Here is a 16,428-nt window from a genome sequence, read left to right on the forward strand (position 1 = left end):
ACGGTGCCGGGAGGCCTCTTCCCGTAGCGGCTTCAGCCGGGACGCCTGGCTGCGAACAGGGCCTCGCTGATGCTTCCACGGCTGCATTCGCGGCCGCTCCTGCGGCGACCGTATGGGCGCCAGCCTAAGCCAGCAGCAGAAACAAACAAGGCCGCTTCGCCAGCACCGGGCGGATGGCTTTCTTCCATTCGCGCACGCTGCGCGTATGGATGGCCTCCTCGGCAGTATTGAGTTCGCGGGCGACGCAGACGCGGGTGTCCGGCTTCAGCGTCTTCAGCAGCGCGTCGAACATGCGTTCGTTGCGGTAGGGTGTCTCGATGAAGATCTGGGTGCGGCCGAGCTTGCGCGATTCGTCTTCCAGCGCGCGCAGCGCGGTGTCGCGGCCGGCTTCGTCGACCGGCAGATAGCCATGGAAGGCGAAGCTCTGGCCGTTCAGGCCCGAGCCCATCAGGCCGAGCAGGATGGACGAGGGCCCGACCAGCGGTGCGACGCGGATGCCCAGCGCGTGGGCGCGCGCCACCAGGCGGGCGCCGGGATCGGCGACGGCGGGACAGCCGGCGTCCGACATCAGGCCCAGGTCGCGGCCTTCCAGCGCCGGCGCGAGCAGCATGTCGAAAGCCGCATCCTGCGCGGTCGCAGGGTCGGCCGGCAGTTCGCGGATGTCGGTGTCGCGCAGCGGACGAGGGTAGTCGAGCCGCTTCAGGTGGGCACGCGCGGCGCGGGCGTTTTCGACGACGAAGTGTTCCAGGCCGGCAGCGATCGCCTGCGCCTGGGTGGGCAGGAAGCCGGGCCAGGGCGTGTCGCCGAGGGCGACCGGAACGAGGAAGAGCGTGCCGCGTTCGCCGGCCGGGGAGTGGGCGGCGCTCATGGCAGGGCGACGCCTTCGGCGCGCAGCATGCGCGACAGCGTGATCAGCGGCAGGCCGATCAGCGCCGTGGGATCGTCGCCGGACAGCGCTTCGAGCAGGGTGATGCCCAGGCCCTCCACCTTGGCGCTGCCGGCGCAGTCGAGCGGGCGCTCGGCGGTGACGTAGCGGCGGATCTCGTCTTCGCTCAGGCTGCGGAAACGCACGCGCGTCGGCACGCCTTCGACCTGCAGGCGGCCGGTGCGGGTATTGAGCAGCGCGAGCGCGGTGTGGAAGCTCACGGTTTGGCCGCTCATCTGCTGCAGTTGGGCGATGGCGCGCTCCTCGCTGCCCGGTTTGCCGAACACCTGGTCACCGATGTGGGCAACCTGGTCGCTGCCGATGATCAGTGCGTCCGGCCAGGCCGGTGCCACGGCGCGCGCCTTGTCGGCGGCGAGGCGTTCGGCAGTGGCGTCGGGGGCTTCGCCCGGCAACGGGGTTTCGTCGGTGTCGGGGCGTGCGGTCTCGAACGGGATGAGCAGGCGTTCGAGCAGCATCCGCCGGTAGGCGGAGGTGGAGGCGAGGATCAGCTTCATTGCGTGGTTCGGCAGGTGGGCGGGGATGGCGGGCCGATCGAGTGGTCGTCCCGAGTGTGGTTCCGCTCCTCTTCTTCCTGGCGGGGAGGGCGTCCGACATCAGGGCGCCTGGCTGGCGGTGCCCGGTTTCGGAGCGCCCCGTTGCGGGTCGGGGAGAGGAGAGTGCGGGGCGTCTTTCCCTTCAATGGCTTTGACACAAAGCCCGAAAAAATAATATCATGCACGGCTATGTCGCAACGAGGCGCGTCGCTCGGCAGGATTGCCGATCCCTTCCGTTTCGCCGCCGAGGCACGGACCCTGTCGGGCGAGGTCGAGGTGGCGGAATTGCCGCGCCTGGCCGATGTGCTGGCCAGCGATGCGGGCGTGGTGGGCTGGAAGATCGAAGGCTCGCTGGCTGAACGGACGCTTGCCGAAGGTGGCTCGTCCGGCCGGCGGGAACCCCGGCTCAGGCTGGTGCTCGAAGGGCGGCTGGATCTGCGTTGCCAGCGCTGCCTGGCGGGTTTCGGCTGGCCCTTGGCGGTCGAGACCATGCTGCAGCCGGTGAGGGCGGGGCAGCCCATTCCCGACGAGGAACTCGAAGACGACGAAGTCGATGCGATCGAGATCGAGGAAGGTCTCGACGTGCTGGCGCTGGTCGAGGAAGAGATCCTGCTGGCCCTGCCGATTGCACCGCGACACGAACAATGTGAGGCGCCCCGGGGAGTCAACGGGGCCAACGAAGAATCGCCTTTCGCTGCGCTGGCGTCGCTGCGAGGCAGTCATCGCGCAGACTAGGCGCATCAATTTGTCTCAGGAGTATTTTCATGGCCGTCCAACAGAACAAGAAGTCCCCCTCCAAGCGTGGCATGCACCGTTCCCACGATTTCCTGACCGCTCCGGCGCTGGCCGTCGAGCCGACCACCGGTGAGGTCCATCTGCGCCACCACGTCAGCCCGAGCGGCGTCTACCGTGGCAAGAAGGTCATGAAGGCCAAGGGCGAGTAATCCTGCTCCCGGTACGCGAAGGCGGCGTATGGCGCTTTGCGCCTGCGCCGCTTTTTTTCCGCGCATTCTTTACATTTTCCGCCTGAGTCACGCGAGATGCCGATGGGTGTCACCATTGCGATCGACTGCATGGGTGGCGATCACGGCCCGGCCGTGACCGTGCCTGCCGCGCTGTCCTTCCTGCGCAGCCATGCCGATGCAAACGTAATCCTGGTCGGCCGGGAAGAGGCGATACAGCCTCTGCTCGGTACGGCCCAATCCGAATTCGGCGCCCGCCTGAAGCTGCGTCCCGCGTCCGAGGTCGTCACCATGGACGACCCGCCGGCGATCGCCATGCGCACCAAGAAGGATTCGTCGATGCGCGTGGTGATGGACCTGGTCAAGGCCGGCGAGGCGAACGCCGCCGTGTCGGCCGGCAATACCGGCGCGCTGATGGCGATCTCGCGTTTCGTGCTGAAGACGCTGCCCGGCGTCGACCGGCCGGCGATCGCCACCGTGCTGCCGTCGATGAGGGGGCACACCTATGTGCTCGATCTCGGCGCCAACGTCGACTGTTCGGCCGAGCACCTGCTGCAGTTCGGCGTCATGGGTTCGTCGCTGGTCGCGGCCATCGAGCACAAGGAGCGTCCGAGCGTCGGCCTGCTCAACATCGGTGAAGAGGCGATCAAGGGCAACGACGTCGTCAAGGAGGCGGCCGACCTGCTGCGTGCCAGCGGACTCAACTTCTACGGCAACGTCGAAGGCGACGACATCTACGAAGGCACGGTGGACGTCGTCGTGTGCGACGGCTTCGTCGGCAACGTCGCGCTCAAGACCTCGGAAGGGCTGGCGCAGATGCTGGGCGCGATGCTGAAGGAGGAGTTCAGCCGCTCGCTGCTGACCAAGCTGATGGCTGCCGTGGCATTGCCGGTGCTCAAGCGTTTCAAGCAGCGGGTCGATCATCGCCTTTACAATGGTGCGCCGCTGCTGGGCTTGCGCGGAGTGGTGCTCAAGAGCCATGGTTCGGCCGACGTGCTCGCTTTCAGCACTGCGCTTGCGCGCGCCGCCGAGGCGGCGTCGAACCGGCTCATTGAGCGGATTTCCGAACGGATGGCGAGCATGAACGAGGTGAAGGCATGATCTACGCAAGGATCGCGGGCACGGGCAGCTACCTGCCCGGTGAACCGGTCAGCAACGACGATCTGGTCGCACGCGGTATCGACACATCGGACGACTGGATCGTCTCGCGCTCGGGTATCCGCAGCCGCCATCTGGCTGCTGCCGACGTCGGCGCCAGCGATCTGGCGCGAATCGCCGCCGAGCGCGCGATCGACGCGGCGGGCTGCGAGGCCGAGGACATCGACCTGATCATCGTCGCCACCTCGACGCCGGACTACATCTTCCCGAGCACGGCCACGCTGCTGCAGTCCAAGCTCGGCATCCGCAACGGCGGCGCGGCCTTTGACGTGCAGGCGGTGTGCAGCGGCTTCGTCTATGCGCTGTCGGTGGCTGAGAAGTTCATCTGTTCCGGCAGCCACAAGCGTGCGCTGGTGGTGGGTACCGAAGTGTTCTCGCGCATCCTCGACTGGTCCGATCGCGCCACTTGCGTACTGTTCGGCGATGGCGCCGGCGCGGTGGTGCTCGAAGCCTCGGCGCAGCCCGGCATCCGCGCGTCGGCGCTGCACGCCGACGGCAGCCATCATCCGATCCTGTGCGTGCCGGGCGGCGTCGCCTCGGGCCAGGTCATCGGCGACCCCTTCCTGCGCATGGACGGCCAGGCGGTGTTCAAGTTCGCGGTCAAGGTGCTCGGCGAAGTCGCCCACGAAGTGCTAGACATCGCGGGCGTCACCGCCGACAGCATCGACTGGTTGATCCCGCACCAGGCCAACATCCGCATCATCCAGGCCACGGCCAAGCGCCTGGGCCTGTCGATGGAAAAGGTCGTCACCACGCTGGATCACCACGGCAACACCTCGGCAGCGTCGATTCCGCTGGCGCTGGACGAGGCCGTGCGCGGCGGCCAGATCCGTCCGGGCCATCGCATCGTCGTCGAGGGCGTCGGCGGCGGTTTCACCTGGGGCGCGGCCCTGATCGATTTCTGATTCCTCATTCAACTTCTGACAACCGGAGAGCAGGCATGGCATTTGCGCTGGTTTTTCCCGGGCAGGGTTCGCAATCGGTCGGCATGATGGCCGCCTACGGCGAATCCGCAGTGATTCGTGAAACCTTCGCCGAAGCGTCCGATGCGCTGGGCGATGATCTGTGGGCGATGGTGTGCGACGGCCCGGCCGAGCGTCTGGCACTGACGGTCAACACCCAGCCGCTGATGCTGACGGCGGGCGTTGCCGCCTGGCGCGCCTGGCTGGCCGCGGGCGGCCCCAAGCCGGCGCTGGTGGCCGGGCACAGCCTGGGCGAATACTCGGCGCTGGTCGCTGCCGGGGCGATGGCTTTCAAGGATGCCGTGCCGCTGGTGCGCTTCCGCGCCCAGGCGATGCAGGAAGCGGTGCCCGCCGGCGAAGGCGCGATGGCCGCGGTGATGGGCCTGGAGGCCGACGCCGTGCGCGAAGCCTGTGCCGAAGCGGCGCAGGGGCAGGTGGTCGAGGCCGCCAACCTGAATGCGCCGGGCCAGATCGTCATCGCCGGTGCGAAGGCCGCGGTCGAGCGCGCCGGCGAGATCGCCAAGGCCAGGGGTGCCAAGCGCGCCGTGCTGCTGCCGGTATCCGCGCCTTTCCACTGCGCGCTGATGCGCCCTGCGGCCGAACGCCTGGCCGAGCGCCTGGCGGACATCGTCATCGCCCGGCCGGAGATCGACGTCATCAACAACGTCGACGTCGCCGTCTACGACGATCCCGAGAAGATCCGCGACGCCCTGGTGCGCCAGGCCTATTCGCCGGTGCGCTGGATCGAGCTGGTGCAGGCGATGGCGGCGCGCGGCATGAGCCACGTCATCGAATGCGGGCCGGGCAAGGTGCTGGCCGGCATGACCAAGCGCATTGCCAAGGATGTGGAAGGCGGTTCGGCGCACGATGCGGCGAGCCTCGAACAGTCGATTGCGGCGGTGAGGTGAATATGAGTTTCTCGCTTGAAGGACAGGTCGCGCTGGTCACTGGCGCGTCGCGCGGCATCGGCCGCGCCGTGGCATTGGAACTGGGCCGTCTCGGCGCGACCGTCGTCGGTACCGCCACTTCCGCAGCCGGTGCCGCCGACATCGACAAGGCGCTGGCCGATGCAGGTATCAAGGGCGCCGGGCTGGCGCTCGACGTCACCGACGCGGCCTCCTGTGAGGCGCTGGTCGGCGAGGTCGAGAAGCGCTTCGGCGCGATTTCCATCCTGGTCAACAATGCCGGCATCACCCGCGACAACCTGGCGATGCGGATGAAGGACGACGAGTGGGATGCGGTGCTCGACACCAACCTGCGCGCGGTCTTCCGCATGAGCAAGCTGGTCATGCGCGGCATGATGAAGGCCCGCACGGGCCGCATCATCAACATCACTTCGGTGGTGGCCAGCGCCGGCAATCCGGGCCAGGCCAACTACGCTGCGGCCAAGGCCGGCGTGGCCGGCATGACGCGCGCACTGGCGCGCGAGCTGGGCAGCCGCAACATCACCGTCAATTGCGTGGCGCCCGGCTTCATCGACACCGACATGACGCGTGCGCTGCCGGAAGCTGCGCGCGACGCGCTGCTGGGCAACATCGCGCTGGGCCGTCTGGGCCGTCCGGAAGAGATCGCCGGGGCAGTTTCTTTCCTTGCCTCGCCTGCTGCCGCCTACGTGACCGGGACCACCCTGCACGTCAACGGCGGTATGTACATGTCCTGATCATCGGTCAGGATAGCGGTTCGGCCGGGTTTTGGTAGAATACGCCGGCTTTTTCAATACACCCGTTACCCTCAGGGAAGGAGTTAGTTCATGGAGAACATCGAACAGCGCGTCAAGAAGATCGTCGCTGAGCAACTTGGCGTGAACGAATCGGAGATCAAGACCGAATCTTCGTTCGTCGATGATCTTGGCGCGGATTCGCTGGACACCGTGGAGCTGGTCATGGCCCTCGAAGAAGAATTCGAGTGCGAGATTCCGGACGAAGAGGCCGAGAAGATCACCACCGTCCAGCAGGCGATCGACTACGTCAACGCCCACCTCAAGAAGTAATTCGCTTCTCTTGAGCGAACGCGGTCCGGATGCCGCTGTTGCGGTGTCCGGATACGCATGTCTTCATTCCACCGATTTCAACGGAGTTGCCCGTGTCGCGTCGTAGAGTCGTCGTCACCGGTCTGGGTGCCATTTCGCCAGTCGGCAATACTGTTCCCGAAGCCTGGGAAAACCTGCTTGCCGGCAAGAGCGGCATCGGACCGATCACCCGTTTCGACGCGAGTGCGTTTTCGGCCAGGATCGCGGGCGAGGTCAGGAACTTCGACGTCACCGAATACCTGTCCGCCAAGGAAGCGCGTCGCATGGACGTGTTCATCCATTACGGCATGGCCGCAGGCATACAGGCCATTCGCGACTCCGGCATCGTGGTCGATGAAAGCAACGCCGATCGCATCGGCGTGAATATCGGCTCCGGCATCGGCGGCCTGCCGATGATCGAGGATACGCACGACGATTTCCTCGGCGGCGGGCCGCGCAAGATTTCGCCTTTCTTCATTCCGGGCACCATCATCAACATGATCTCGGGCAACCTGTCGATCATGTACGGCATGAAGGGGCCGAACCTGGCGGTGGTCACCGCCTGCACCACCGGCCTTCATGCCATCGGCATGAGTGCGCGGATGATCGAGTACGGCGACGCCGACGTGATGGTCTGTGGCGGCGCGGAATCGACGGTCACCAATCTCGCCATCGGCGGCTTCGCCTCGGCCAAGGCCTTGTCGACCCGCAACGACGATCCGGCGACGGCCAGCCGCCCGTGGGACAAGGATCGCGACGGCTTCGTGCTGGGCGAGGGCGCCGGCGTCATGGTGCTCGAGGAATACGAGCACGCGGTGCGCCGCGGCGCGAAGATCTACGCCGAACTCGCCGGCTTCGGCATGAGCGGCGATGCCTATCACATGACCGCGCCGGATACCGACGGCCCGCGCCGCAGCATGGTCAACGCGATGAAGAACGCCGGCGTGACGTCCGACCAGGTCCATTACCTGAATGCGCACGGCACCTCGACGCCGCTGGGCGACAAGAACGAGACCGATGCGATCAAGCTCGCCTTCGGTGTCGATGCGGCGAAGAAGCTGGTGGTCAATTCGACCAAGTCGATGACCGGCCACCTGCTGGGCGGCGCAGGCGGCCTGGAGTCGGTGTTCACGGTGCTCGCGGTGCATAACCAGATTTCGCCGCCGACGATCAACATCTTCGAGCAGGACCCGGAGTGCGATCTCGACTACTGCGCGAACGTCGCCCGCCCGATGAAGATCGATGTCGCGCTGAAGAACAACTTCGGTTTCGGCGGCACCAACGGCACCTTGGTGTTCCGCAAGGTCTGAGATGGAAGGCGCATGGTGAAGCCATGCACTTTCCGCTGAGCGTTCCGCTTGGCCCTTCGAGGGCCGTGATGGCGTCGATCCTGGCCGCGCATGCCGTGGCGGGGTTGGCGCTTTTTCATGTGCCGGGGCTGATGCCGTCCGGCGAGCCGTGGTCGCGGTTGCAACTGCTGGGTGTCGCGCTCGGGCTTGCGCTGCCGCTGTCGCTGTTCCATGCCCTTGCCCGGGAGCGCGCCAAGCGCGGATGGGGGCTCGTCCTTGGGGGCGAAGGCGGGCTGAGCGTGCAATGCTGCGCCGATGGCGATGCCGCTGCCATTCACGACTATCGCCTCGCGCCCGGCGCGGTCGATTTCGGCTGGGCGGTATGGCTGCCGCTCGTCGGCCCGGTGGCCGAAAGTGGCGCTTCCCCGGAAAGGCTCCAGCGCCGTTTGATGCTGCTGCGGGCCAACATGGCGCCGGTGCATTGGCGGCTGTTGCGGATGTGGCTGCGGCACAAGGCCGCGCCATTGGCCGGCGCCTGATCAGGTTCGGCGCTTGCGTGGTGGGCGCAGGATGGTTTCGCGCGCCCGCGGCAGCAGATCCGGGTAGTCGCGCGAGTGGTGCAGGCCGCGGCTTTCCTTGCGCTTGAGCGCGCAGGAGACGATCAGGTCGGCGGTGACCACCAGGTTGCGCAGTTCGATGAGGTCGTTGGTGACGCGGAAGTTCGAGTAGAACTCATGGATTTCGCGTGCCAGCAGGCGAATGCGATGCTGTGCCCGCTTCAGCCGCTTGGTGGTGCGGACGATGCCGACGTAGTCCCACATCGCGCGGCGCAGTTCCGCCCAGTTGTGCGAGATCACGACTTCCTCGTCGGCATCGGTGACGCGGCTCTCGTCCCAGTCGGGTAGCACCGGGGCGGGGCGCTTCGGTTTCGCCAGGATGTCGTTCGCTGCGGCTTCGCCATACACCAGGCATTCGAGCAGGGAATTGCTCGCCAGGCGGTTGGCGCCGTGCAGGCCGGTGCAGGCGGATTCGCCCACCGAATACAGGCCGGGCACGTCGGTGCGCGCCGCGAGGTCGGTGACGATGCCGCCGCAGGAATAGTGCGCAGCAGGCACGACCGGGATCGGCTCGCGGGTGATGTCGATGCCGAGTTCCAGGCAGCGCGCGTAGATGTTGGGAAAGTGCGAGCGCAGCCATTCGGTCGGCTTGTAGCTGATGTCCAGATACACGCAGTCGAGGCCGCGCTTCTTCATCTCGAAGTCGATCGCACGGGCGACGATGTCGCGCGGCGCGAGTTCTTCGCGCGGATCGTGCTCGGGCATGAAGCGCGTGCCGTCGGGCAGCTTGAGCAGGCCGCCTTCGCCGCGCACGGCTTCGGAGATCAGGAAGGACTTGGCCTGCGGATGGTAGAGGCAGGTCGGGTGGAACTGGATGAACTCCATGTTCGCCACCCGGCAGCCGGCACGCCAGGCCATCGCCACGCCGTCGCCGGTGGCGACGTCGGGGTTGGTCGTGAACAGATAGACCTTGCCGGTGCCGCCGGTCGCCAGCACGGTGTTGCGCGCGGCGAAGGTCACCACCCTGCCGGCTTCGATGTCGAGCACGTAGGCGCCGAGGCAGCCTTCGTCCGGCTGGCCGATCTTGTCGCCGAGCACCAGATCGACGGCGATGTGATGCTCGAAGATGTCGATGTTCGGGTGTGCCCGCACCTGGGCGGACAGCGTCGATTGCACCGCGGCGCCGGTGGCGTCGGCGGCGTGGATGATGCGCCGGTGCGAGTGGCCGCCTTCGCGGGTCAGGTGGTAGCCCAGTTGGGAGTCGGCTTCGCGGGTGAAGGGCACGCCACGGTCGATCAGCCATTCGATGGCGCGCTTGCCGTTCTCGACGACGAAGCGGGTGGCTTCGGGGTCGCACAGGCCGGCGCCGGCGGTGAAGGTATCCTGGACGTGGGCTTCGATGCTGTCGGCGGTGTCGAGTACCGCGGCGATGCCGCCCTGGGCCCAGTTGCTGGCGCTGTCGGACAGTTCGCGCTTGGTGACGAGGGCGACACGCAGGCTGTCGGCGAGCCTGAGGGCCATGGACTGGCCTGCCGCACCGCTGCCGAGGATGAGTACGTCGTACTGTTTCAGCAAGATGTCGCTCGCGCTCAAGGGAAAGGGCCAAAAATATAGCACGTGGCGCGCCATTCAAGGGCGTGCCGGCGCCCGGCACGCAGCCGGCCGAATCGCCCGTGCGGCGCATGAACTAATCCCGGGGGGCCGTGTCTGTCCCTGTGTCTTCGATCTTTGGTGAGAGCTGGGGTGCTCGCTTATAATCCGGCGGCTTTGTCATTCGAACATCCGGAAAGAACGAACACTCCATGACCGATCGCGAAATCGATCAGCAACTCGTCGAGCGCGTGCAGCGCGGCGACAAGCAGGCTTTCGGCTTGCTGGTATCCAAGTACCAGCGCAAGCTGCACCGCCTGCTGTCGAGGTTGATCCGCGATCCAGCCGAAGTCGAAGATGTGGCGCAGGAAACCTTCATCAAGGCTTACCGTGCGCTGGGATCGTTCCGCGGGGACAGTGCGTTCTACACGTGGTTGTACCGCATCGGTATCAACACCGCGAAGAACTGGCTGGTCTCGCAGGGACGCAGGGCGCCGACTTCGACGAGTTTCGACTCGGAGGAGGCGGAGACCTTTGAAGACGGCGAGCAACTGCGCGACATCAACACGCCCGAACGGCTGATGATGACCCGCCAGATTGGCGAAACCGTCGAAGATGCGATGGCGGCTCTCCCCGAGGAGCTGCGGACGGCCATCATGTTGCGCGAACTCGAAGGCCTCAGTTACGAGGAGATCGCCAACATCATGGAGTGTCCGATCGGTACGGTGCGCTCGCGGATCTTTCGTGCGCGCGAAGCGATTGCAGAACGCCTGCGGCCGTTGCTGGACACGGCCCCGGACAAACGTTGGTAAGGTGTAGGCATGAAGGACAAATTGTCGGCGCTGATCGATGGCGACCTCGACGAGAACGCGATACGCCAGGTTTTCGACGGCTTGCGACGCGACGCATCGCTGAGGAAGGATTGGGATGCGTACTGCCTGATCGGCGACGTCATCCGCGGTGAGCAGGCCGGTTCGGCGGATTTCGTCGGGCGGGTCATGGCTGGTCTCGATGATGAACCCGTCGTTTTCGCACCTGCCGCGTCCAATGCGTCCGCCGCCCGGCGCAGCGTCGTGCGGACCCTGATGCCGATCGCGGCTTCGGTGATGGGGGTGGCTGCGGTCGGAGTGGTCGCGGCGACGCTCTACTCGCAGGACGCGGCCGGCCCCGCCGGCGTGGAAGTGCAGCGGGTTGCGGCGCAACCGCTCATTGCCAGTGTCGGCGCGCCTTCCGCGGCACCGCTTGCCGCAGGCATCGAGCACGTGGCTGACGATCCCCTGCGCGAATACGTTTTCGCCCATCAGGGTGTCAGCAGCGGACCGATGCCGGCCGGCGTGCAGTATGTGAGAACCGTCTCTGCATCGGGCGGAGCGGGCCGATGAGGCGTCTGGCCGCCGTCTTCGGCGTCTGCGCCGCCTTGCTGCACCTTCCTGCCCTGGCCGAAGCGCCGGGCGACCCGCTGTCCTGGATGGCGCGCATCGCGTCGGCGGGGCAGCGGCTCAATTATGTCGGCACCTTCATGTACCAGTCCGGTACGCATGTCGAGACTTCGCGCATCGCGCACCGGGTGGATGGCGGGGTGGAGTACGAGCGCCTCGAGGCGCTGGACGGCAGCCCGCGCGAAGTGATCCGCAGAGGCATGGAAGTGCGCTGCATGCTGCCGGACCAGAAGCTCGTCATCATCGACGAGGCCGCCGGCCGGCGTGCCTTCCCCGCGCGAATTCCTGCATCGCCCGTCGGTCTGGCCGAGAGCTACCGCATTCGCAAGGGAGAGGTCGTCCGCGTGGCGGGCATGGAAGCGCAGGCGCTCATCCTCGAGCCGAGAGACGATCTGCGCTACGGCCATACGCTGTGGGCGGAAGTCCAGTCGGGTCTGCTGCTGAAGGCGCGCACCGTCGATGAGCAGGGACAACTGGTCGAGCAATTCGCCTTCAGCGACGTGCGCATCGGTGGCGAGATCGGCGACGAACTGCTTGCGCCCCGTTTCCAGAATGTCGATGACTGGCGCTTCGTGAATGCGCGCGGCAGCGATCTGGCGCGTGCCGACAGCGGCTGGGCAGTGGCGGAAGAGGTGCCCGGCTATGCGCTGACCTCGGTGATGCGCAGACCGCTCGGTCCCGAGCGCGGCCAGGCGGTCCATATGGTGTTCAGCGATGGCCTGGCTTCGGTATCGGTGTTCATCGAGCCGGTTGCCGATGGTGCTTCGATCGGCCTTGGGCCGCTGGCCAGCGGTGCCATCAATGTTTACAAGCGATCGCTCGACGGGCATTTGATCACCGTGCTCGGCGAAGTGCCCGAGCGCGCGGTCAAGCGCATCGGCGACGCGATTCGACCCTCCGGGCAGTGATGCAGGCCGTGGCGCAGGTGCTGCGCGTCGAGGCAGGGCGCGTTCGGCTGCGTGTGTCCGATGCGGGCGGCGGCTGCGGACGTTGCGACGAGCCGGGCGGATGCCGTTCGGTGCAGATCACCCAGGCCTTCGGACGACCCCGCGCCGAGTTCGTGCTGCCGACCCGGTTGAAGCTGGAAGCCGGCGACACCGTCCTCGTCAGCATCCCCGATGGCGCACCACTCAAGGCTGCCATGGCGAGCTACGGGCTCGGCGCCGTCCTGCTGGTGGCCGGGGCGGCACTCGGCAGCGTGGCTGACGGACCAGGGAGCGCCGATCTCGGTGCCGCCTGTGGCGGTCTTGCCGGCCTGGTGCTGGCGTTCGCCGTCAACCGCCTGCTGTTTCGCAGCCGCGGCTGGCGTTCACAGCTGCGCATGGAGTTGCTGCCCCGGCGAGGGCTGTCCCATCAAACCGCATCGCAGGCCGTGTGCCTGCAGTCGCTTCAGGAACCCCGATGAGCTTCGTCGCCTTTCGCCGCAGTCTGGTTTTCGCCGCGGCTCTGATGTTCGTGCCGCTCGTGTCGGCAGCGAGTCTGCCGGATTTCACCGCCCTGGTCGAAAAGCAGGGTGCGGCCGTGGTCAATATCAGCGCTATCCAGGTGCGCGGGGAACGGCCGCAATCGTCGATACCTTTCCCGGGGCTCGACGAGTCGGATCCGATGTTCGACTTCTTTCGCAAGTTCATCCCGCGCCGGCACGAATATCCGGGTGCCGATCCCGACAACCAGTCGCTGGGCTCGGGCTTCATCATCAGCGATGACGGCTACATCCTGACCAACGCGCACGTCGTCGAGGAGGCGGAGGAGATCCTCGTCCGCCTCGCCGACAAACGCGAATACACCGCCAGGGTCATCGGCGCCGACGTGCGCAGCGACGTCGCGCTGATCAAGATCGAAGCGAGCGACCTGCCGCACGTCGTGCTGGGCGATCCGGAGCGGCTGAAAGTGGGTGAATGGGTGGTGGCGATCGGCTCGCCCTTCGGCTTCGACCAGTCGGTGACAGCCGGTATCGTCAGTGCCAAGGGGCGTTCGCTGCCGGACGAGAACTTCGTGCCCTTCATCCAGACCGACGTGGCGATCAATCCGGGCAACTCCGGTGGTCCGCTGTTCAACCTCCGGGGCGAGGTCGTCGGCATAAACTCGCAGATCTACAGCCGCACCGGCGGCTTCATGGGGCTGTCGTTCGCAATCCCGATCGATGTCGTGATGGACGTGCAGAACCAGTTGCGCACCAAGGGGCGGGTGCAGCGCGGCCGCATCGGCGTGGCGATCCAGGAAGTGACGCGCGATCTTGCCGACGGCTTCGGCCTGCCGGATGCGTCGGGCGCCCTGGTCAGCTCGGTCGAGCCCGGCGGGCCGGCCGCCAGGGCCGGGCTGCTGCAGGGCGACGTCATCGTGCGCTTTGCCGGCAAGGCGGTGGATGCGTCCAGCGACCTGCCGCGCATCGTCGCCGCCGTCCAGCCTGGCGAGAGCGTGGAGGTGGAAATGTATCGCGACGGCAAGCCCGTGGCGCTCGAGGTGCAGGTCGGGGAGTGGCAGGATCCGAAGGAGGCAACGGCTACCAGCGCCGCGCCGCGCACGCCTCCGGCGGCGAACAAGCTCGGGCTTGCGCTGTCGGTGCCGACGCCGGCACAGCGGCGCGAGCGGGGCATCGAAGGCGGCCTCATCGTCGATCGCGTCCAGGGCGCGGCCGCCAGGGCCGAAATCCAGCAAGGCGACGTGATCCAGGCCATCGTGTTCGGCGGACGCCAGATCAGGCTGGAGTCGGTGGAAGAATTCAACCGCCTGATCGGCGGCGTGGAGCAGGGCCAGAAAGTGACCCTGCTGGTCATGCGCGGCGAAGCCACCTCCTACGTCAGCCTGCGAGCAGGGAAATGAGTGTGGCCGGCGGAGATTCGGCCGGCGCAGCCATGGCCGGCCGGCCCCGTACATTCACCGTCCTCAGCCGCGAGTGGTGCCACCTGTGCCACGATCTCGTCGCGGCGCTGGAGCCCATCGCAAAGGAATACGGCTGGGCGATCGAAGTCATCGACATCGATCGGCATCCCGAACTGGAGGAACGCTGGGACGAACTCGTCCCGGTCCTGCTGGCAGGGGGGGCGGAACTCTGCCATTACCATCTGGACGAGGCGGCAGTGCGCGCTTACTGCACTGGTTTTCCGCTAGAATCGCGGGCTTGACGACGCCAACCATTCCGAAAACGGGTGCTGCAAGGCACCCTTTTCGTTTCGCATGAACCACATCAGAAATTTCTCCATCATCGCCCACATCGACCACGGCAAATCGACCCTGGCCGACCGACTCATCCACTTCTGCGGCGGCCTGTCCGATCGCGAGATGGAGGCCCAGGTGCTCGACTCGATGGACATCGAGCGCGAGCGCGGCATCACGATCAAGGCACAGACGGCCGCGCTGAGCTACAAGGCCAAGGACGGGCAGGTCTACAACCTGAACCTGATCGACACGCCGGGGCACGTCGACTTTTCCTACGAGGTCAGCCGTTCGCTCGCCGCCTGCGAGGGCGCGCTGCTGGTGGTCGACGCCTCGCAGGGCGTCGAGGCGCAGACGGTGGCGAACTGCTATACCGCGCTCGACCTGGACGTCGAAGTGGTGCCGGTGCTGAACAAGATCGACCTGCCGGCGGCCGACCCCGACAACGCACGCAGCGAAATCGAGGACGTCATCGGCGTCGATGCGTCCGAAGCCATCCTGTGCTCGGCCAAGACCGGTCTGGGCGTGCAGGACGTGCTCGAAGCCATCGTCGCACGGGTGCCTGCGCCCGAGGGCGACATCGACGGGCCGCTGAAGGCGCTGATCATCGATTCCTGGTTCGACAACTACGTCGGCGTGGTGATGCTGGTGCGGGTGATCGACGGCGTGCTCAAGCCCAAGGACCGCATCCTGCTGATGTCGACCGGCGCACAGTATCCCTGCGACCAGGTCGGCGTGTTCACGCCGCGCTCGGTCGCGCGCGAACAGCTTTGCGCGGGCGAGGTGGGCTTCATCATCGCCGGCATCAAGGAGCTGGAAGCCGCCAAGGTCGGCGACACCGTGACGCTGGCGAACCGCAAGGCCGCCGAGCCGCTGCCCGGCTTCAAGGAAATCAAGCCGCAGGTGTTCGCCGGGCTGTATCCGGTCGAGTCGTCCGAATACGATCAACTGCGCGATTCGCTCGAAAAGCTGCGGCTCAACGACGCTTCGCTGCAGTTCGAACCGGAAGTGTCGCAGGCGCTGGGCTTCGGCTTCCGCTGCGGTTTCCTCGGCCTGCTGCACATGGACATCGTGCAGGAGCGGCTGGAGCGCGAGTTCGACATGGATCTGATCACCACCGCGCCGACGGTGGTGTACGAAGTGGTACTGAACGACGGTTCGGTGATCCACGTCGAGAACCCGGCCAAGCTGCCCGATTCGGGCAAGTACCAGGAAATCCGTGAGCCGATCATCACCGCGACGATCTTCCTGCCGCAGGACTACGTCGGCCCGGTGATCACGCTGTGCAACCAGAAGCGCGGCAACCAGGTCGACATGCGCTACCACGGCCGCCAGGTGCAGCTGATCTACGAACTGCCGATGAACGAAGTCGTGATGGACTTCTTCGACAAGCTGAAATCGGTGTCGCGCGGCTACGCTTCGCTCGACTACGATTTCAAGGAATACCGCACGGCCGATCTGGTCAAGCTCGACCTGATGGTGGGCGGCGAGAAGGTCGATGCGCTGTCGGTGATCGTGCACCGCGCCAGCGCGCAGTACCGCGGCCGCGAACTGGCTGCCAAGCTGCGCGGCCTGATCCCGCGCCAGATGTTCGACGTGCCGGTGCAGGCGGCGATCGGCGCCCACATCATCGCCCGCGAGACGATCAAGGCACTGCGCAAGAACGTGCTCGCCAAGTGCTACGGCGGCGACATCACGCGCAAGAAGAAGCTGCTCGAGAAGCAGAAGGAAGGCAAGAAGCGCATGAAGCAGGTCGGCAACGTCGAGATTCCCCAGGAGGCCTTCCTCGCGGTGCTGCGCACCGACGAAGGCAAGTGACGGTCAGCAC

19 protein-coding genes are annotated in these 16,428 nt (G+C 66.4%); 16 read left to right on the forward strand and 3 right to left on the reverse strand.

Going from position 1 to position 16,428, the window contains the following annotated elements; all coding sequences use genetic code 11:
• Positions 1–124: 124 nt before the first annotated feature.
• Positions 125–868, reverse strand: a complete 744-nt coding sequence (locus ACNQFN_RS08735) for an SAM-dependent methyltransferase (RefSeq protein ID WP_068634647.1) — start codon at positions 866–868, stop codon at positions 125–127.
• Positions 865–1,440, reverse strand: a complete 576-nt coding sequence (locus ACNQFN_RS08740) for a Maf family protein (protein ID WP_068634646.1) — start codon at positions 1,438–1,440, stop codon at positions 865–867. The genes ACNQFN_RS08735 and ACNQFN_RS08740 overlap by 4 nt, the downstream gene beginning before the upstream one ends.
• 228 nt (positions 1,441–1,668) lie before the next feature.
• Here ACNQFN_RS08740 and ACNQFN_RS08745 point away from each other — a divergent pair, with 228 nt between their 5' ends.
• From ACNQFN_RS08745 to ACNQFN_RS08785, 9 genes are all read left to right on the forward strand, one after another.
• Entirely contained in the window at positions 1,669–2,214 is a 546-nt protein-coding gene (locus ACNQFN_RS08745) for a YceD family protein (RefSeq protein WP_068634645.1), read from the forward strand.
• Positions 2,215–2,243: 29 nt separating this feature from the next.
• Positions 2,244–2,423: a 50S ribosomal protein L32 gene (gene rpmF / locus ACNQFN_RS08750; protein ID WP_068634644.1), complete on the forward strand. Its 180-nt coding sequence runs from the start codon at positions 2,244–2,246 to the stop codon at positions 2,421–2,423.
• 102 nt (positions 2,424–2,525) lie between these two features.
• Positions 2,526–3,542 (forward strand): phosphate acyltransferase PlsX, encoded by a 1,017-nt coding sequence (plsX, locus tag ACNQFN_RS08755; protein ID WP_068634821.1) that lies wholly within the window; start codon positions 2,526–2,528, stop codon positions 3,540–3,542.
• Positions 3,539–4,504, forward strand: coding sequence for a beta-ketoacyl-ACP synthase III (locus tag ACNQFN_RS08760; protein WP_068634643.1), 966 nt, complete (start codon positions 3,539–3,541; stop codon positions 4,502–4,504). The genes plsX and ACNQFN_RS08760 overlap by 4 nt, the downstream gene beginning before the upstream one ends.
• Before the next feature lie 35 nt (positions 4,505–4,539).
• The gene (fabD, locus tag ACNQFN_RS08765; protein ID WP_068634642.1) at positions 4,540–5,469 is read left to right on the forward strand and encodes an ACP S-malonyltransferase; all 930 of its coding nucleotides are present in this window, start codon (positions 4,540–4,542) and stop codon (positions 5,467–5,469) included.
• A gap of 2 nt (positions 5,470–5,471) precedes the next feature.
• On the forward strand, positions 5,472–6,221 hold the full coding sequence (gene fabG, locus ACNQFN_RS08770; protein ID WP_068634641.1) for a 3-oxoacyl-ACP reductase FabG: 750 nt from the start codon (positions 5,472–5,474) through the stop codon (positions 6,219–6,221).
• Between the two features lie 90 nt (positions 6,222–6,311).
• Positions 6,312–6,551: an acyl carrier protein gene (gene acpP, locus ACNQFN_RS08775; RefSeq protein ID WP_002930040.1), complete on the forward strand. Its 240-nt coding sequence runs from the start codon at positions 6,312–6,314 to the stop codon at positions 6,549–6,551.
• 92 nt (positions 6,552–6,643) lie between these two features.
• Positions 6,644–7,879 carry a beta-ketoacyl-ACP synthase II gene (fabF, locus tag ACNQFN_RS08780; RefSeq protein WP_418648577.1) on the forward strand — a complete coding sequence of 412 codons (1,236 nt, stop codon included), beginning with the start codon at positions 6,644–6,646 and terminating at the stop codon, positions 7,877–7,879.
• Positions 7,880–7,902: 23 nt separating this feature from the next.
• A complete protein-coding gene (locus ACNQFN_RS08785; RefSeq protein WP_418648578.1) occupies positions 7,903–8,397 on the forward strand; it encodes a protein YgfX in 495 nt (164 codons plus the stop codon).
• Here the strand turns inward: ACNQFN_RS08785 and nadB are convergent, their stop codons facing one another.
• A complete protein-coding gene (nadB, locus tag ACNQFN_RS08790; protein ID WP_068634820.1) occupies positions 8,398–9,990 on the reverse strand; it encodes an L-aspartate oxidase in 1,593 nt (530 codons plus the stop codon).
• Positions 9,991–10,217: 227 nt separating this feature from the next.
• On the opposite strand from nadB, the gene rpoE reads away from it, so the two are divergent.
• Genes rpoE through lepA form a run of 7 tightly spaced genes read left to right on the forward strand, consistent with a single transcriptional unit; the run spans position 10,218 to position 16,418 of the window.
• The gene (gene rpoE, locus ACNQFN_RS08795) at positions 10,218–10,817 is read left to right on the forward strand and encodes an RNA polymerase sigma factor RpoE (RefSeq protein ID WP_068634638.1); all 600 of its coding nucleotides are present in this window, start codon (positions 10,218–10,220) and stop codon (positions 10,815–10,817) included.
• Positions 10,818–10,826: 9 nt separating this feature from the next.
• Positions 10,827–11,387, forward strand: coding sequence for a sigma-E factor negative regulatory protein (locus ACNQFN_RS08800; protein WP_418648579.1), 561 nt, complete (start codon positions 10,827–10,829; stop codon positions 11,385–11,387).
• On the forward strand, positions 11,384–12,352 hold the full coding sequence (locus ACNQFN_RS08805; protein WP_068634636.1) for a MucB/RseB C-terminal domain-containing protein: 969 nt from the start codon (positions 11,384–11,386) through the stop codon (positions 12,350–12,352). The genes ACNQFN_RS08800 and ACNQFN_RS08805 overlap by 4 nt, the downstream gene beginning before the upstream one ends.
• Complete coding sequence (locus ACNQFN_RS08810) at positions 12,352–12,849, forward strand: SoxR reducing system RseC family protein (protein ID WP_068634635.1); 498 nt, start codon at positions 12,352–12,354, stop codon at positions 12,847–12,849. The genes ACNQFN_RS08805 and ACNQFN_RS08810 overlap by 1 nt, the downstream gene beginning before the upstream one ends.
• Positions 12,846–14,267, forward strand: coding sequence for a Do family serine endopeptidase (locus ACNQFN_RS08815; RefSeq protein ID WP_068634634.1), 1,422 nt, complete (start codon positions 12,846–12,848; stop codon positions 14,265–14,267). Before ACNQFN_RS08810 ends, ACNQFN_RS08815 begins: the two co-directional genes overlap by 4 nt.
• Positions 14,264–14,569: a glutaredoxin family protein gene (locus ACNQFN_RS08820; RefSeq protein WP_245650800.1), complete on the forward strand. Its 306-nt coding sequence runs from the start codon at positions 14,264–14,266 to the stop codon at positions 14,567–14,569. The genes ACNQFN_RS08815 and ACNQFN_RS08820 overlap by 4 nt, the downstream gene beginning before the upstream one ends.
• A 52-nt stretch (positions 14,570–14,621) precedes the next feature.
• Positions 14,622–16,418, forward strand: coding sequence for a translation elongation factor 4 (lepA, locus tag ACNQFN_RS08825; protein ID WP_068634633.1), 1,797 nt, complete (start codon positions 14,622–14,624; stop codon positions 16,416–16,418).
• Positions 16,419–16,428 lie beyond the last annotated feature (10 nt).

Origin of the sequence: Thauera butanivorans, assembly GCF_048398245.1 — a bacterium.
Classification (GTDB): Bacteria; Pseudomonadota; Gammaproteobacteria; order Burkholderiales; family Rhodocyclaceae; genus Thauera; species Thauera butanivorans.

Excerpts from the sequence above, each read along its gene's own strand:
- ACNQFN_RS08735 (WP_068634647.1), bottom strand. The coding sequence starts at position 868 with ATGAGCGCCGCCCACTCCCCGGCCGGCGAACGCGGCACGCTCTTCCTC.
- ACNQFN_RS08740 (WP_068634646.1), bottom strand. The coding sequence starts at position 1,440 with ATGAAGCTGATCCTCGCCTCCACCTCCGCCTACCGGCGGATGCTGCTC.
- ACNQFN_RS08745 (WP_068634645.1), top strand. The coding sequence starts at position 1,669 with ATGTCGCAACGAGGCGCGTCGCTCGGCAGGATTGCCGATCCCTTCCGT.
- rpmF (WP_068634644.1), top strand. The coding sequence starts at position 2,244 with ATGGCCGTCCAACAGAACAAGAAGTCCCCCTCCAAGCGTGGCATGCAC.
- plsX (WP_068634821.1), top strand. The coding sequence starts at position 2,526 with ATGGGTGTCACCATTGCGATCGACTGCATGGGTGGCGATCACGGCCCG.
- ACNQFN_RS08760 (WP_068634643.1), top strand. The coding sequence starts at position 3,539 with ATGATCTACGCAAGGATCGCGGGCACGGGCAGCTACCTGCCCGGTGAA.
- fabD (WP_068634642.1), top strand. The coding sequence starts at position 4,540 with ATGGCATTTGCGCTGGTTTTTCCCGGGCAGGGTTCGCAATCGGTCGGC.
- fabG (WP_068634641.1), top strand. The coding sequence starts at position 5,472 with ATGAGTTTCTCGCTTGAAGGACAGGTCGCGCTGGTCACTGGCGCGTCG.
- acpP (WP_002930040.1), top strand. The coding sequence starts at position 6,312 with ATGGAGAACATCGAACAGCGCGTCAAGAAGATCGTCGCTGAGCAACTT.
- ACNQFN_RS08785 (WP_418648578.1), top strand. The coding sequence starts at position 7,903 with ATGCACTTTCCGCTGAGCGTTCCGCTTGGCCCTTCGAGGGCCGTGATG.
- rpoE (WP_068634638.1), top strand. The coding sequence starts at position 10,218 with ATGACCGATCGCGAAATCGATCAGCAACTCGTCGAGCGCGTGCAGCGC.
- ACNQFN_RS08800 (WP_418648579.1), top strand. The coding sequence starts at position 10,827 with ATGAAGGACAAATTGTCGGCGCTGATCGATGGCGACCTCGACGAGAAC.
- ACNQFN_RS08805 (WP_068634636.1), top strand. The coding sequence starts at position 11,384 with ATGAGGCGTCTGGCCGCCGTCTTCGGCGTCTGCGCCGCCTTGCTGCAC.
- ACNQFN_RS08810 (WP_068634635.1), top strand. The coding sequence starts at position 12,352 with ATGCAGGCCGTGGCGCAGGTGCTGCGCGTCGAGGCAGGGCGCGTTCGG.
- ACNQFN_RS08815 (WP_068634634.1), top strand. The coding sequence starts at position 12,846 with ATGAGCTTCGTCGCCTTTCGCCGCAGTCTGGTTTTCGCCGCGGCTCTG.
- ACNQFN_RS08820 (WP_245650800.1), top strand. The coding sequence starts at position 14,264 with ATGAGTGTGGCCGGCGGAGATTCGGCCGGCGCAGCCATGGCCGGCCGG.
- lepA (WP_068634633.1), top strand. The coding sequence starts at position 14,622 with ATGAACCACATCAGAAATTTCTCCATCATCGCCCACATCGACCACGGC.